Source organism: Citrobacter sp. HN-141, assembly GCF_033341895.1.
GTDB lineage: Bacteria > Pseudomonadota > Gammaproteobacteria > Enterobacterales > Enterobacteriaceae > Citrobacter.
Genome location: NZ_JAWPBF010000035.1, coordinates 1 through 13,380, shown reverse-complemented (window position 1 = coordinate 13,380; position 13,380 = coordinate 1). Strand labels below are relative to the sequence as shown.

The window sequence follows — 13,380 nt, the reverse complement described above, 5'->3', positions numbered from 1 at the left end:
CAGACCACGCAGAACGTCCTGTCTCTGCTGCGTTAATTTACACTTATCGCACAAACCCCGCTCAGGCGGGGTTTTTTACATTCCGCTTTACCCGTAACCCCCAAATAACCCCCCATTTCACCCACTATTCACCCGATTAAAACCCCTGCAGAAACGGATAATCATGCCGATAACTCATTTAACGCAGGGCTGTTTATCGTGAATTCACTGTATACCGCTGAAGGTGTAATGGATAAACACTCGCTGTGGCAGCGTTATGTACCGTTGGTGCGTCACGAAGCATTGCGCCTTCAGGTGCGCTTGCCGGCGAGCGTGGAACTGGATGACCTGCTACAAGCGGGCGGCATCGGGTTATTGAATGCAGTTGACCGATATGACGCTTTGCAAGGAACGGCATTTACCACTTACGCAGTGCAGCGTATTCGTGGGGCTATGCTGGATGAACTACGCAGCCGGGACTGGGTGCCGCGTAGCGTTCGGCGCAATGCCCGCGAAGTGGCACAGGCGATGGGGCAACTGGAGCAGGAATTAGGGCGCAACGCGACGGAAACAGAAGTGGCGGAGCGTCTGGGGATCCCTGTACAAGAGTATCGTCAGATGTTGCTTGATACCAATAACAGCCAACTCTTCTCATACGACGAGTGGCGGGAAGAGCATGGCGATAGTATTGAGCTGGTGACAGAAGAACATCAGCAAGAAAACCCGTTACAACAGCTTCTTGAGGGGAACCTCCGTCAGCGCGTGATGGATGCGATTGACGCATTGCCGGAGCGCGAGAAGCTGGTATTGACGCTGTACTATCAGGAAGAGCTGAATCTGAAAGAGATTGGTGCTGTTCTGGAAGTCGGCGAATCACGGGTCAGTCAGTTGCACAGCCAGGCTATCAAACGTCTACGCACCAAGCTGGGTAAGCTATAAGGGGTAATCTTTGCCCCTGAACAATGCCGCATAACGTATTGACTACCAGGAGTTCTCATGACGGTGCAGCAATCAAAAAGACGGCCACTAAGCCGCTACCTCAAAGATTTCAAACACAGCCAGACGCATTGCGCCCATTGCTTTAAGTTGCTCGACAGGATCACGCTGGTTCGCCGCGGACAGATTGTGAATAAGATAGCCATCTCCCGCCTGGACACGTTGCTTGATGATGCTGAATGGGCGCAGGAGAAAAAAGAGTGGGTGGCGTTATGCCGTTTCTGCGGTGATTTGCATTGCAAAGAGCAAAGCGACTTCTTTGACATCATCGGCTTTAAACAATTTTTGTTTGAGCAAACCGAAATGAGCCACGGTACGGTGCGCGAATATGTTGTTCGCCTGCGCCGTCTTGGCAATCATCTGACCGAACAAAAAATTTCTCACGACCTGCTGCAGGAAGGGTTCCTCGACGAAAACCTCGCCCCGTGGCTGCCAGAAACCAGCACCAATAACTACCGCATTGCGCTACGTAAGTATGAGCAGTTTAAAGCCCATACGCATATGGGGCATATGCAGAAATCCGTCTGGACAGCCAGTTCTGATATATATTAAAAACGAATAAGGTGTAACAGAGTCGTGTTTGTGAATTACGGCGAACGTTCTACACTACGCTCATACACACGTTATCCTTCAAGCTGTCTCTGCGTTGGCGCCCCAGTCACTTACTTTAGTAAGCTCCTGGGGACTTACTCGCTTGCCGCCTTGATGCAACTCGAATGATTTTGTGGATAAATAGCAGTCACTAATGACAATATTCGGGGTAACTATGAAATTAGCACTTCTGGGACGTCAGGCGCTGATGGGTGTAATGGCTGTTGCACTTGTCGCGGGTATGAGCGCAAAAACATTTGCGGACGAAGGTCTGTTAAATAAAGTGAAAGAGCGCGGCACGCTGCTGGTGGGGCTGGAAGGGACTTATCCCCCGTTTAGTTTCCAGGGTGACGACGGCAAACTGACCGGTTTTGAAGTGGAATTTGCCGAGGAGCTGGCTAAACATCTGGGTGTGAAAGCCTCGCTCAAGCCGACCAAATGGGACGGTATGCTGGCGTCGTTAGATTCCAAACGTATCGATGTGGTGATAAACCAGGTAACCATTTCTGACGAACGTAAGAAGAAATACGATTTCTCTACCCCGTATACGGTTTCTGGTATCCAGGCGCTGGTGAAGAAAGGTAACGAAGGCGTGATTAAGACCGCCGAGGACCTGAAAGGTAAAAAAGTCGGTGTTGGTCTGGGGACCAACTACGAAGAGTGGCTGCGCCAGAACGTGCAGGGCGTAGATATCCGTACCTATGATGATGACCCGACCAAATATCAGGATCTGCGCGTAGGCCGTATCGATGCCATTCTGGTTGACCGTCTGGCCGCGTTGGATCTGGTGAAGAAAACTAAAGACACCCTGGCCGTGACCGGTGAAGCGTTCTCCCGCCAGGAATCTGGTGTGGCGTTGCGTAAAGGCAATGAAGATCTGCTGAAAGCTGTAGATGCAGCTATTGCCGAGATGCAAAAAGACGGCACGCTGAAAGCCCTGTCCGAAAAATGGTTTGGAGCGGATGTGACGAAATAATCATCATCCGGATAAAAAAGGCGCCTTTAACAGCGCCTTTTTTTATTCCATTGCGCCTGAACGTGCATAATAAAAAGAACATCACAACAACTTCTACTCTCAGGCTTTTGGGCTGCTTGCTGCCCACAAGATGATGAGTAAACACCGGAGGCTCTATGCCACTGCATAACTTAACGCGCTTTCCCCGTCTGGAATTTATTGGCGCGCCAACGCCGCTCGAATATCTCCCGCGTTTCTCTGATTATCTCGGTCGCGATATTTTTATTAAACGCGATGACGTCACGCCGATGGCGATGGGCGGCAATAAACTGCGCAAACTGGAATTTCTGGCGGCGGACGCACTGCGTGAAGGCGCAGACACACTGATCACTGCAGGGGCTATTCAGTCGAACCACGTGCGTCAGACGGCGGCGGTCGCGGCGAAACTGGGGCTTCACTGTGTGGCGCTGTTGGAAAACCCGATCGGCACGACCGCGGAGAATTACCTCAGTAACGGTAACCGCCTGCTGCTGGATCTGTTCAATACCCAGATTGAAATGTGTGATGCGCTGACCGATCCGAATGCGCAGCTTCAGGAACTGGCGACGCGGATTGAAGCGCAGGGATTCCGCCCGTATGTGATCCCGGTTGGCGGTTCTAACGCGTTGGGCGCATTGGGTTATGTCGAAAGCGCACTGGAAATTGCTCAGCAGTGTGAAGGTGCCGTAGAACTGTCATCCGTCGTGGTAGCGTCGGGCAGCGCAGGAACGCACGCCGGGCTGGCGGTAGGGCTGGAACAATTGATGCCAAACGTTGAGCTTATCGGTGTCACCGTTTCACGCTGCGTTGCTGACCAAAAACCAAAAGTCGTTGCGCTTCAGCAGGCGATTGCCAGTGAGCTGGAACTGACCGCGGCGGCAGAGATTTTACTGTGGGATGATTATTTTGCGCCGGGTTACGGTACGCCAAATGAAGAAGGCATGGAGGCGGTAAAACTGTTGGCACGTCTGGAAGGCATCTTGTTGGACCCGGTGTATACCGGTAAAGCGATGGCAGGCCTGATTGACGGTATCAGCCAGAAACGCTTTAAAGATGAAGGGCCAATCCTCTTTATTCATACCGGTGGGGCACCTGCGTTGTTTGCCTACCATCCACATGTATGACAACCAGGTAGAAAAATACGAATGCAAGAAAGTATCCAACTGGTCATTGATTCGCTGCCGTATCTGCTGAAAGGGGCGGTATTTACGCTCCAACTGAGTATCGGAGGGATGTTTTTTGGCCTGGTGCTGGGGTTCATCCTGGCGCTAATGCGTTTATCGCCACTGTTGCCTGTGCGCTGGCTGGCGCGCTTTTATATCTCGGTCTTTCGCGGTACGCCGTTAATTGCCCAGCTGTTTATGATCTACTATGGTCTGCCGCAGTTTGGGATTGAGCTGGACCCGATCCCGGCTGCAATGATCGGTCTGTCGCTGAATACCGCGGCTTACGCGGCAGAAACGCTGCGTGCGGCCATCTCCTCCATTGATAAAGGGCAGTGGGAAGCCGGGGCGAGTATCGGTATGACGCCGTGGCAGACGATGCGCAGAGCGATTCTCCCGCAGGCGGCACGCGTGGCATTGCCGCCGCTGAGCAACAGTTTTATCAGTCTGGTGAAAGACACCTCACTGGCCGCGACCATCCAGGTACCGGAACTGTTCCGCCAGGCGCAGCTGATTACTTCACGCACGCTGGAGGTGTTTACCATGTATCTGGCGGCCTCGCTGATTTACTGGGTCATGGCGACGGTGCTTTCTGCGCTGCAGAACTATTTTGAAGAACAGCTCAACCGCCAGGAGAGAGATCCGAAATGAGTGCTATTGAAGTCAGAAACCTGGTGAAAAAATTTCACGGGCAAACGGTACTGCACGGCATTGATCTGGACGTTAAGCCTGGTGAAGTCGTGGCGATTATCGGGCCGAGCGGTTCAGGCAAAACCACGCTGCTGCGCAGTATTAATTTGCTGGAACAACCAGAGGCGGGCACCATCAAGGTCGGAGACATTACCATTGATACCGCACGTTCCTTAAGCCAGCAGAAAGGACTGATTCGCCAGTTGCGCCAGCATGTGGGGTTTGTGTTCCAGAACTTTAATTTATTTCCACATCGCACCGTACTGGAAAACATTATTGAAGGTCCGGTCATTGTGAAGGGAGAAGCGAAGGCGGAGGCGACAGCGCGTGCGCGTGAACTTCTGGCAAAGGTTGGGCTTGCGGGTAAAGAGAGCAGCTATCCACGGCGGTTATCCGGCGGTCAGCAGCAGCGTGTCGCCATTGCCCGGGCGCTGGCTATGCGTCCGGAAGTGATTCTTTTTGATGAACCGACCTCCGCGCTGGACCCGGAACTGGTTGGCGAAGTGCTTAATACTATTCGTCAGCTGGCGCAGGAAAAACGCACCATGGTCATTGTGACTCATGAAATGAGTTTTGCGCGTGACGTTGCTGACCGGGCGATATTTATGGATCAGGGCAAGATAGTGGAGCAGGGGCCGGCAAAATCCTTATTTACGCATCCACAGCAACCGCGAACCCGTCAGTTTCTTGAAAAGTTCCTGATGCAATAAAAGGTCAGAGAGCACTCATCGAAATAGTTTTTTGGTGAGTGCTTATTGCATAACTATTTATAATTACTGCTTTATTATTATTACTTCACCCTGCCAGCATTGTGGGGTGTTACGTTGCACTCAAGTAATTTCTTATTTGTCCGATAATTTGCATATATAAAATACATTTATGTGTTAGCTTGTTTCATACATTTGGATGATTATCAATCTCAGGGGCATTACCACTTAGTATGCAGGATCATGATTTCTTCACCTGGCGACGGAGCATGCTGTTACGCTTTCAGGAAATGGCGGCGGCAGAGGATGTCTATAACGAATTACAACATCAGACGCAGCACTTAGAGTTCGATTTTTATGCGCTCTGTGTCCGGCATCCCGTACCCTTTACCCGACCTAAAACGGTACTTCATACGACGTATCCCAAAGCCTGGGTCGCACATTATCAATCAGAAAATTATTTCGCTATCGATCCGGTACTGAAACCCGAAAACTTCAGTCAGGGCCACTTACCGTGGGATGACACCCTGTTCCGTGACGCACAACCGCTGTGGGACGCCGCACGTAATCACGGTCTGCGCAAGGGGATGACGCAATGCTTAATGTTGCCAAACAGGGCATTAGGCTTTTTGTCCGTGTCACGCGCGAGTTTGCGTAATGGCCGATATGCGCAGGATGAAGTCGAGCTCAGGATGCAACTGCTGGTACGAGAAAGCCTGTCGGTACTTATGCGGCTGGAAGATGACATGGTCATGGCGCCGGAGATGCGTTTTAGCAAGCGCGAAAAAGAGATTCTGAAATGGACCGCTGAGGGGAAAACCTCTTCCGAGATAGCAATGATTCTGTCGATCTCTGAAAATACCGTTAACTTTCATCAGAAGAATATGCAGAAGAAGTTTAACGCGCCAAACAAAACACAGATTGCTTGTTATGCCGCCGCAACGGGGCTTATCTGAATAAAATGTCGTTCTGAGTGTCAGACGCAAAACCGGCTGAGAGCATCGCTGTCAGCCGGTTTCTTATCACTGACGATAGGCCTGTTTAATTTGTTTAACAGTGCTGGTAAATACCGCGGCCTGTGTTTCGTCCTCAATCAGCGCGATCTGTTTTTCCATTTTAAGAATCACGCGTCCTGCATCGGCTTGTCCCATAGCCTGCAGCATCAGCGTTAACATGGCCTTCAGGCAGGTGACTTCATTAGCCAGTTCTTGATTATTCTCAGCAGTGGAAAAATCAGGCGTACTCATTTATTTTCCTCGTTATGTTTCAATGAAAAAGTGCGATGGCAAACGTCAAGGCGGCGGAGTATACCATAATCTTGGCTAAAAATATCTGAGGTTGTTTTTTGCGCAAACAAAACCCAATGAGATTAAAATAAACAAGATGTTGCAGTGCATATATTTTCTCCATTCTTTGTTTATTCCGCGTATTTTACTCGTTAATTATTGTTACAAGCTTACCTTTCTATTTAGCATTCAACGTAAGAATATGAATTTTTTGTCACTATTCTGAAACAGCTATGCAGATATAAGCGCAGGCAAACGCCCTTCAACCGTGGAAGTTTCCACGGTTCGTACAATCTAATTTCCAAAAACGAGAGCAAAATCGAAAGTCGGGTGTTTTTTAGATTTCAAAGTTGAGATAAAACCCGTTAACATAGGACCGATTAACTATCGGTAGCGTTATCCCTATTCTGGAGATATTCCTTTGATCAACGTTTTTCTTGTTGATGACCACGAACTGGTGCGCGCAGGGATACGACGCATTCTGGAAGATATAAAAGGCATTAAAGTTGTCGGCGAGGCGTGCTGCGGCGAAGATGCGGTCAAATGGTGCCGCGCTAACGCTGTCGACGTTGTGCTGATGGACATGAATATGCCCGGTATTGGCGGTCTGGAGGCAACCCGCAAAATTGCGCGTTCCTCGGCTGACATTAAAGTGATCATGTTGACTGTTCATACCGAAAACCCGTTGCCGGCAAAAGTTATGCAGGCGGGAGCCGCGGGCTATCTCAGTAAGGGAGCCGCCCCTCAGGAAGTCGTGAGCGCGATTCGTTCGGTTTTTTCCGGACAGCGCTACATTGCTTCCGATATTGCTCAACAAATGGCGCTTAGCCAGATTGAGCCAGAGAAAACGGAAACCCCGTTTGCCAGTTTGTCTGAACGTGAGTTGCAGATTATGCTGATGATCACCAAAGGCCAGAAGGTCAATGAGATCTCAGAACAACTGAATCTTAGTCCCAAAACAGTGAACAGCTACCGCTATCGAATGTTCAGTAAATTAAACATTCATGGCGATGTGGAGCTGACTCACCTGGCAATTCGCCATGGCCTGTGTAATGCGGAGACATTAACAAGCCTGTGACCGAACAGTTCGATGCTAAAGCGTTTCTGAAAACTGTGACCAGCCAGCCTGGCGTCTATCGTATGTACGATACCGCCGGGACGGTTATCTATGTCGGTAAAGCGAAAGACCTGAAAAAACGGCTCTCCAGCTATTTCCGCAGCAACCTCGCGTCGCGTAAAACCGAAGCGCTGGTGGCACAAATTCAGCAGATTGATGTCACGGTGACGCACACCGAAACTGAAGCATTATTGCTTGAGCACAATTACATCAAGCTGTACCAACCGCGCTATAACGTATTGCTGCGCGATGATAAATCCTATCCCTTTATTTTCCTCAGTGGCGATACCCATCCGCGTCTGGCGACGCATCGCGGTGCGAAGCATGCTAAGGGTGAATACTTTGGACCGTTTCCTAACGGTTATGCCGTCCGTGAAACACTGGCACTATTGCAGAAAATCTTCCCAATACGTCAGTGTGAAAATAGCGTTTATCGCAACCGCTCGCGCCCGTGTTTGCAATATCAGATTGGCCGCTGCCTTGGGCCATGTGTCGCCGGTCTGGTGAGTGAAGAAGAGTACGCGCAGCAGGTCGACTATGTACGGCTGTTTTTATCCGGCAAAGACGACCAGGTGCTAACGCAACTGATCGCCCGGATGGAGAAGGCCAGCCAGAATCTTGAGTTTGAAGAGGCCGCGCGCATCCGCGACCAAATTCAGGCGGTTCGCCGCGTTACTGAAAAACAGTTTGTTTCCAATACTGGCGACGATCTGGATGTTATCGGCGTGGCATTTGATGCCGGAATGGCCTGCGTACACGTCTTGTTCATTCGTCAGGGCAAAGTGTTAGGCAGTCGCAGCTATTTTCCTAAAGTACCAGGGGGAACGGAACTGGGCGAGGTGGTTGAAACCTTCGTTGGGCAGTTCTATTTACAGGGTAGCCAGATGCGTACCTTGCCTGGTGAGATCCTGCTTGATTTCAATCTTAGCGATAAGACGCTGTTGGCTGACTCTTTGTCTGAGCTGGCCGGGCGGAAGATTAACGTCCAGACGAAACCGCGAGGCGATCGCGCCCGATATTTGAAGCTGGCGCGTACCAATGCGGCTACGGCGTTAACCACCAAACTTTCCCAGCAGTCCACGATTACCCAACGTCTGACGGCGCTGGCATCCGTGCTGAAACTGCCTGCGGTAAAACGCATGGAGTGTTTTGACATTAGCCACACGATGGGCGAGCAGACCGTTGCCTCCTGCGTAGTTTTTGACGCTAACGGGCCGCTGCGCGCAGAGTATCGCCGCTATAACATTACGGGTATTACGCCGGGTGATGATTACGCGGCGATGAACCAGGTACTGCGCCGGCGTTACGGTAAGGCAATAGAAGAAAGTAAGATCCCGGATGTTATTTTGATCGACGGCGGTAAAGGCCAGCTAGGGCAGGCGAAAGCGGTTTTTGCTGAACTGGACGTGCCCTGGGATAAACAGCACCCTCTGTTACTGGGTGTGGCAAAAGGGGCAGATCGCAAAGCCGGCCTGGAAACCCTGTTTTTTGAACCGGAAGGCGAGGGGTTTAGCCTGCCGCCGGACTCCCCTGCGTTGCACGTGATTCAGCATATCCGCGATGAGTCTCACGATCACGCCATCAGCGGACACCGTAAAAAACGGGCGAAGGTGAAAAGCACCAGCACGCTGGAAACCATCGAAGGCGTTGGCCCTAAGCGCCGACAAATGTTGCTGAAATATATGGGGGGGTTGCAAGGGCTTCGTAACGCCAGTGTCGAAGAAATTGCAAAAGTGCCGGGTATTTCGCAAGCTCTGGCAGAAAAGATCTTCTACTCGTTGAAACATTAGGCCCTCTGTAGCAACATAGGGGTAATTTCACTGACAACAGATAGTTATCCGTCATATGCAATTTAATATCCCTACGTTGCTCACGCTGTTTCGCGTCATCCTGATCCCATTCTTTGTATTGGCTTTTTACCTGCCATTCACCTGGGCTCCCTTTGTTTGTGCGCTGATCTTCTGTATCGCAGCCGTTACCGACTGGTTTGACGGTTTTCTGGCGCGCCGCTGGAACCAAAGCACGCGTTTCGGGGCGTTCCTCGATCCGGTGGCAGATAAGGTTCTGGTGGCTATCGCGATGGTGCTGGTGACGGAGCACTACCACAGCTGGTGGGTGACATTGCCTGCCGCCACGATGATCGCGCGTGAAATTATCATTTCAGCGCTGCGCGAATGGATGGCAGAACTTGGCAAGCGTAGTAGCGTGGCGGTGTCGTGGATCGGTAAAGTCAAAACAACATCGCAAATGGCTGCGCTGGCATGGCTGCTGTGGCGTCCAAATATCTGGGTAGAGTATGCCGGGATTGCACTTTTCTTTGTCGCCGCAATTCTGACTTTATGGTCAATGTTCCAGTATTTGAGCGCTGCACGGGGAGATTTGCTTGATCAGTGATCGTTTCGCCGCAAATTTCAGCAAACGATCGTAAGTGGTGAAAAATATCGTTGACTCATTGCGTCAGGTAAGTAGAATGCAACGCATCGAACGGCAGCACTGATTGCCAGACGATAACAAAATCAAGTGATTAACAAAGTTACTTGGTGATGCGGGAATAGCTCAGTTGGTAGAGCACGACCTTGCCAAGGTCGGGGTCGCGAGTTCGAGTCTCGTTTCCCGCTCCAAATTTAAAACATCGGCATTTGCGGATGTTTGGCTGTAAAGCCAGAAGATTTCGGCGCGTTAGCAAAGCGGTTATGTAGCGGATTGCAAATCCGTCTAGTCCGGTTCGACTCCGGAACGCGCCTCCAATTTCTTCCCGAGCCCGGATGGTGGAATCGGTAGACACAAGGGATTTAAAATCCCTCGGCGTTCGCGCTGTGTGGGTTCAAGTCCCACTCCGGGTACCATGGGAAAGAACAGAATAATCAAAGCAATAAGCAGTGTCGTGAAACCACCTACGGGTGGTTTTTTTGTTTTTGTGCCCTATATTCACCATGGTTTCGCCATTCAGCTTCGCCATAAAAAAGAGGGCATTACTGCCCCCCGACGACCGGAACAACTGAAATTCTTCGATTATATCTCGCTGTTTGCGACGCGTTTTTATGACCTGAAATTTCCTGCTTCTCACTCAGAGTACCTTCAAGATCAGAAATTCCTTTGGCTTTTAGATCATGGAAAGTGAACTGGAAATCGAGGTCTGGATATTTTTCAGCAGCAATTTTTTTAGTCTTCATCCATTGTGCATTAAAAGCATCGCGTGTATATCGCAGACCTGATGGCTGGTGGATGACAAAAATACTTACCATACCGTTGTTGAGATGAATGCTGTCAGCAAGATTAACGGCATCCTCCAGACGTTTTGTCCAGGCCTTGATCTGGCTAACTGCGGTTTTACTCTGCTGAATTAAAATTCCTTCGCTCAATAATTGACTCTTTTTGAGGTCAAGAATGTCTCCCTGGCGGGCGCAACATAGATATGCCAACTCCATTGCAACTTTAACGGGAATAGAAGCAACGCTATAAAGTGCATCATATTCCCTATCGCTAATATAACGGGTCCGAGCCTGCTCTTTAAATTGCTTTACGCCATGGCAAGGATTCATCTTCACCTTTCCTCGTTCGTATGCCCACCGAAACACCCTGGACATAAATGCTTTCTCGCGGTTTGCCTGAACCCTGCTCTTAACACCTCGTTTATCCATATATTTTCTGATGTGCTCTGGCTTGATGTTATCCGGCTTCATTTTCCCGAAGACAACATTTACCTTTGAACCGTATTTTCTGTAGTCTTTACGTGTTTCAGTTGCTAACTCGTGGAAATCACCGGAATTAAAGAACTCTTCACAAAGTGCGTTGAAGTTCGTACTAACCTTTAAATCGTTTATGAAGTTTTCGTAAGCTGCCCATACCTGCGATTTTGTTAGATCAGGATTACACAACCTGACGGTACGACCATCTGTTGTACGAAACTCATAAGCAGATTTTCCCCGTCGAACGCGAGGAGGCATCCAGTTATCCTCAGGGTTTTTGCGAGCTCTAGACATTACATATCCTTAAAGTTTGGTTCTTCTTCCTCTGGATTGTTCACTATCAACTTAAGGCCAACCGGGTTTGATACATGATCCCATGTTGTTCCTGGTCTGCCGTCCTTACGTAGGATAAAAAATACCCCACTATCACTCAGAGCTTTACACTGTAGGGAAGGGCGACGATAACCAGTTAATTGATAGAGGTCATCAGGAGTAAGAAAACGTTGGTTCTGTCCGCTCATAGATAGTTCTCCACTTAAACCGGCTGCACCCGGTTACTTCATTCTGTAAGCACACGATGAACAACCGTGACGGGTTCCATCGTTGCAATTGCGACATAATGGACTTTCTTTCGAAGCCTTCCCATTTAGCTGATGAAGTATCTCTACTGGCACCATTACCGGCATAGGTACACGAATCACCATGCTTCTTAGTTCAGCAATTTCGTTTGCCTGTTCGAACACTCTCGCCTTACAGTATTCAGCTTCAGATTTCCACCATGCGACATCGGCCTTAAGGCGGCGCGTGCGCCGCTGTTTGAGTTTGCTCACCATAATCCATACCCGGTCATGGATATGAGCTGGCATATAGCAAACATTACCACCGTTATGACAACAACTTTGATTGGAGGCATTATTCGTCCACCTCTCGACCAAGGTATGAAAGAGAGCTAATCGCCTTTGGCTTAAAATCATCTCCAGAAATCAACTCCTTCAGCTTTTCTAAATCAGCCTGTGATTTTATGCGGAAAGTAAGTTGAGCTATTCCAGCAAGTTGCGCACTACCGTTAACAGCACAGTAGTGGTAGATGTATCTATTTTCCATCACTTCACCTCCTGCTGCGGTGCTGCTGCGAAATGCTCGACACCTTTAGCCCAAATAGCTTTGATGGTCGTCCATGTGACAGGAACGGTGATTTCAATTCTTCCGCTGCCGTCGCAGGTTTCGCAATCATCATCACCAAAACACTCTGGGCAGTTTATAAATTTCGTTTCTGAAAACTCACCGGACAGCACACTCTTTGCGCCGTTCTCAGCGGTTAGTTTCTTCGGCACCATCACCAAACCATCAGGAATTACCGGAGAGTTGCCAGCCTTCTTGATGTGCAGTCGTGGCTCACCGTCTTTCGGCTCAGGCCATTCGCGCTGTTTGTTAACAGCCAACTTCTCTACCATCGCTTGGGTAATCTGCTCGTCACTGATACCGGCACGACGTTGCGCATCCCATAACAGGAACTGCATGTCAGCCCATTCGCTAAGGTTGCCGGGTTCAGCAGCAGCCTCGAGCGCTTCTTTGGAAAGGTGCTTCAGCGGACCAACTGGACCGACATCGCCGAAAGTAGCCAGTGACCATGCTGCATGTTCACGGCGTACTTGTTCGCGGGCCATCGACTCCAGAACCCCATCAATCACCTTCACAGCATCAGCCATTGCGTAGCCGAGATTACCGCCGTCGCTTTGTGCGGATGCTTTGCTGAGTATTTTGCGTATCTGGTGCAGGCGCTCGAGTGATACAGGACCGTGCGCAGGGTGGTTGTTAGTTGTCATGAGTTAGTCCTCAATTTCCCGGTTGCGGTTATAGCCGAGTTCATTTTTCCCGGTTGGAGTAATGAGCATTTTTGCTTCCCAGTTCGGGCTTCGCGAACCATAATCAAAAATTAACCCTTTATTCCTTAAGGCCCGTCCAGTCGGGGTGCATTTTTCTTTTGAGCCTTCCCACCGATACGTATCGTCCAAGCTACGAAGCAAGGTTTCTCCAGCCTCCAGACGGCGCATAACTTTCAACTGTGCTATGGGCATCCACCAGTTAGCCATCTCACTCCCCCTTGTATCTTGAAAAGTGGTTAAAATAACATCCGTGTGATTTGGCAAGGCTCATGCAGCACGAAC

Annotated in this window: 17 protein-coding genes and 3 tRNA genes; 13 read left to right on the top strand and 7 right to left on the bottom strand. The window is 49.9% G+C overall.

What is annotated here, in order from left to right; translation table 11 throughout:
* Positions 1-198: 198 nt before the first annotated feature.
* From fliA to sdiA, 7 genes are all read left to right on the top strand, one after another.
* Complete coding sequence (fliA, locus tag RYZ59_RS24030; protein WP_005127740.1) at positions 199-918, top strand: RNA polymerase sigma factor FliA; 720 nt, start codon at positions 199-201, stop codon at positions 916-918.
* 57 nt (positions 919-975) lie between these two features.
* The gene (gene fliZ / locus RYZ59_RS24025) at positions 976-1,527 is read left to right on the top strand and encodes a flagella biosynthesis regulatory protein FliZ (protein WP_318051045.1); all 552 of its coding nucleotides are present in this window, start codon (positions 976-978) and stop codon (positions 1,525-1,527) included.
* 214 nt (positions 1,528-1,741) lie between these two features.
* Entirely contained in the window at positions 1,742-2,542 is an 801-nt protein-coding gene (gene tcyJ, locus RYZ59_RS24020; protein WP_318051047.1) for a cystine ABC transporter substrate-binding protein, read from the top strand.
* Positions 2,543-2,697: 155 nt separating this feature from the next.
* Positions 2,698-3,684: a D-cysteine desulfhydrase gene (gene dcyD / locus RYZ59_RS24015; protein ID WP_202038351.1), complete on the top strand. Its 987-nt coding sequence runs from the start codon at positions 2,698-2,700 to the stop codon at positions 3,682-3,684.
* A gap of 21 nt (positions 3,685-3,705) precedes the next feature.
* A complete protein-coding gene (gene tcyL / locus RYZ59_RS24010) occupies positions 3,706-4,374 on the top strand; it encodes a cystine ABC transporter permease (protein WP_318051049.1) in 669 nt (222 codons plus the stop codon).
* Positions 4,371-5,123, top strand: coding sequence for an L-cystine ABC transporter ATP-binding protein TcyN (tcyN, locus tag RYZ59_RS24005; RefSeq protein ID WP_137381531.1), 753 nt, complete (start codon positions 4,371-4,373; stop codon positions 5,121-5,123). The genes tcyL and tcyN overlap by 4 nt, the downstream gene beginning before the upstream one ends.
* 230 nt (positions 5,124-5,353) lie before the next feature.
* Positions 5,354-6,076 (top strand): transcriptional regulator SdiA, encoded by a 723-nt coding sequence (sdiA, locus tag RYZ59_RS24000; protein ID WP_202038352.1) that lies wholly within the window; start codon positions 5,354-5,356, stop codon positions 6,074-6,076.
* A gap of 66 nt (positions 6,077-6,142) precedes the next feature.
* Here sdiA and RYZ59_RS23995 read toward each other — a convergent pair whose 3' ends face one another.
* Positions 6,143-6,367 (bottom strand): DUF2594 family protein, encoded by a 225-nt coding sequence (locus RYZ59_RS23995; protein ID WP_005127733.1) that lies wholly within the window; start codon positions 6,365-6,367, stop codon positions 6,143-6,145.
* Positions 6,364-6,477, bottom strand: coding sequence for a hypothetical protein (locus RYZ59_RS23990; protein WP_318051053.1), 114 nt, complete (start codon positions 6,475-6,477; stop codon positions 6,364-6,366). Before RYZ59_RS23990 ends, RYZ59_RS23995 begins: the two co-directional genes overlap by 4 nt.
* Before the next feature lie 350 nt (positions 6,478-6,827).
* Between RYZ59_RS23990 and uvrY the strand changes: the two genes are divergently transcribed.
* The 6 genes from uvrY (at position 6,828) to RYZ59_RS23960 (ending at position 10,369) form a co-directional block, all read left to right on the top strand.
* Positions 6,828-7,484, top strand: coding sequence for a UvrY/SirA/GacA family response regulator transcription factor (gene uvrY / locus RYZ59_RS23985; RefSeq protein ID WP_137381533.1), 657 nt, complete (start codon positions 6,828-6,830; stop codon positions 7,482-7,484).
* A complete protein-coding gene (uvrC, locus tag RYZ59_RS23980) occupies positions 7,481-9,313 on the top strand; it encodes an excinuclease ABC subunit UvrC (protein ID WP_318051055.1) in 1,833 nt (610 codons plus the stop codon). Before uvrY ends, uvrC begins: the two co-directional genes overlap by 4 nt.
* 55 nt (positions 9,314-9,368) lie before the next feature.
* A complete protein-coding gene (gene pgsA / locus RYZ59_RS23975) occupies positions 9,369-9,917 on the top strand; it encodes a CDP-diacylglycerol--glycerol-3-phosphate 3-phosphatidyltransferase (RefSeq protein WP_003030490.1) in 549 nt (182 codons plus the stop codon).
* Between the two features lie 151 nt (positions 9,918-10,068).
* Positions 10,069-10,144 (top strand) — tRNA-Gly (locus RYZ59_RS23970).
* 52 nt (positions 10,145-10,196) lie between these two features.
* Positions 10,197-10,270: transfer RNA gene (locus RYZ59_RS23965), tRNA-Cys, on the top strand.
* A 12-nt stretch (positions 10,271-10,282) separates the two neighbouring features.
* A tRNA-Leu gene (locus tag RYZ59_RS23960) sits at positions 10,283-10,369 on the top strand.
* A gap of 126 nt (positions 10,370-10,495) precedes the next feature.
* On the opposite strand, the gene RYZ59_RS23955 is transcribed toward RYZ59_RS23960, so the two are convergent.
* The 5 genes from RYZ59_RS23955 to RYZ59_RS23935 form a co-directional block, all read right to left on the bottom strand.
* Positions 10,496-11,506: a tyrosine-type recombinase/integrase gene (locus tag RYZ59_RS23955; RefSeq protein WP_182294077.1), complete on the bottom strand. Its 1,011-nt coding sequence runs from the start codon at positions 11,504-11,506 to the stop codon at positions 10,496-10,498.
* The gene (locus tag RYZ59_RS23950) at positions 11,506-11,733 is read right to left on the bottom strand and encodes a DUF4224 domain-containing protein (protein ID WP_182294078.1); all 228 of its coding nucleotides are present in this window, start codon (positions 11,731-11,733) and stop codon (positions 11,506-11,508) included. The genes RYZ59_RS23955 and RYZ59_RS23950 overlap by 1 nt, the downstream gene beginning before the upstream one ends.
* A 391-nt stretch (positions 11,734-12,124) precedes the next feature.
* Positions 12,125-12,319 carry a hypothetical protein gene (locus RYZ59_RS23945; RefSeq protein WP_318051060.1) on the bottom strand — a complete coding sequence of 65 codons (195 nt, stop codon included), beginning with the start codon at positions 12,317-12,319 and terminating at the stop codon, positions 12,125-12,127.
* The gene (locus RYZ59_RS23940) at positions 12,316-13,038 is read right to left on the bottom strand and encodes a DUF550 domain-containing protein (RefSeq protein ID WP_411961778.1); all 723 of its coding nucleotides are present in this window, start codon (positions 13,036-13,038) and stop codon (positions 12,316-12,318) included. The genes RYZ59_RS23945 and RYZ59_RS23940 overlap by 4 nt, the downstream gene beginning before the upstream one ends.
* A 3-nt stretch (positions 13,039-13,041) precedes the next feature.
* Positions 13,042-13,305 (bottom strand): hypothetical protein, encoded by a 264-nt coding sequence (locus tag RYZ59_RS23935; protein ID WP_206159878.1) that lies wholly within the window; start codon positions 13,303-13,305, stop codon positions 13,042-13,044.
* Positions 13,306-13,380 lie beyond the last annotated feature (75 nt).

Coding starts and splice junctions, on each gene's coding strand:
- fliZ (WP_318051045.1), top strand. CDS start 976: ATGACGGTGCAGCAATCAAAAAGACGGCCACTAAGCCGCTACCTCAAA.
- tcyJ (WP_318051047.1), top strand. CDS start 1,742: ATGAAATTAGCACTTCTGGGACGTCAGGCGCTGATGGGTGTAATGGCT.
- dcyD (WP_202038351.1), top strand. CDS start 2,698: ATGCCACTGCATAACTTAACGCGCTTTCCCCGTCTGGAATTTATTGGC.
- tcyL (WP_318051049.1), top strand. CDS start 3,706: ATGCAAGAAAGTATCCAACTGGTCATTGATTCGCTGCCGTATCTGCTG.
- tcyN (WP_137381531.1), top strand. CDS start 4,371: ATGAGTGCTATTGAAGTCAGAAACCTGGTGAAAAAATTTCACGGGCAA.
- sdiA (WP_202038352.1), top strand. CDS start 5,354: ATGCAGGATCATGATTTCTTCACCTGGCGACGGAGCATGCTGTTACGC.
- RYZ59_RS23995 (WP_005127733.1), bottom strand. CDS start 6,367: ATGAGTACGCCTGATTTTTCCACTGCTGAGAATAATCAAGAACTGGCT.
- pgsA (WP_003030490.1), top strand. CDS start 9,369: ATGCAATTTAATATCCCTACGTTGCTCACGCTGTTTCGCGTCATCCTG.
- RYZ59_RS23955 (WP_182294077.1), bottom strand. CDS start 11,506: ATGTCTAGAGCTCGCAAAAACCCTGAGGATAACTGGATGCCTCCTCGC.
- RYZ59_RS23950 (WP_182294078.1), bottom strand. CDS start 11,733: ATGAGCGGACAGAACCAACGTTTTCTTACTCCTGATGACCTCTATCAA.
- RYZ59_RS23940 (WP_411961778.1), bottom strand. CDS start 13,038: ATGACAACTAACAACCACCCTGCGCACGGTCCTGTATCACTCGAGCGC.
- RYZ59_RS23935 (WP_206159878.1), bottom strand. CDS start 13,305: ATGGCTAACTGGTGGATGCCCATAGCACAGTTGAAAGTTATGCGCCGT.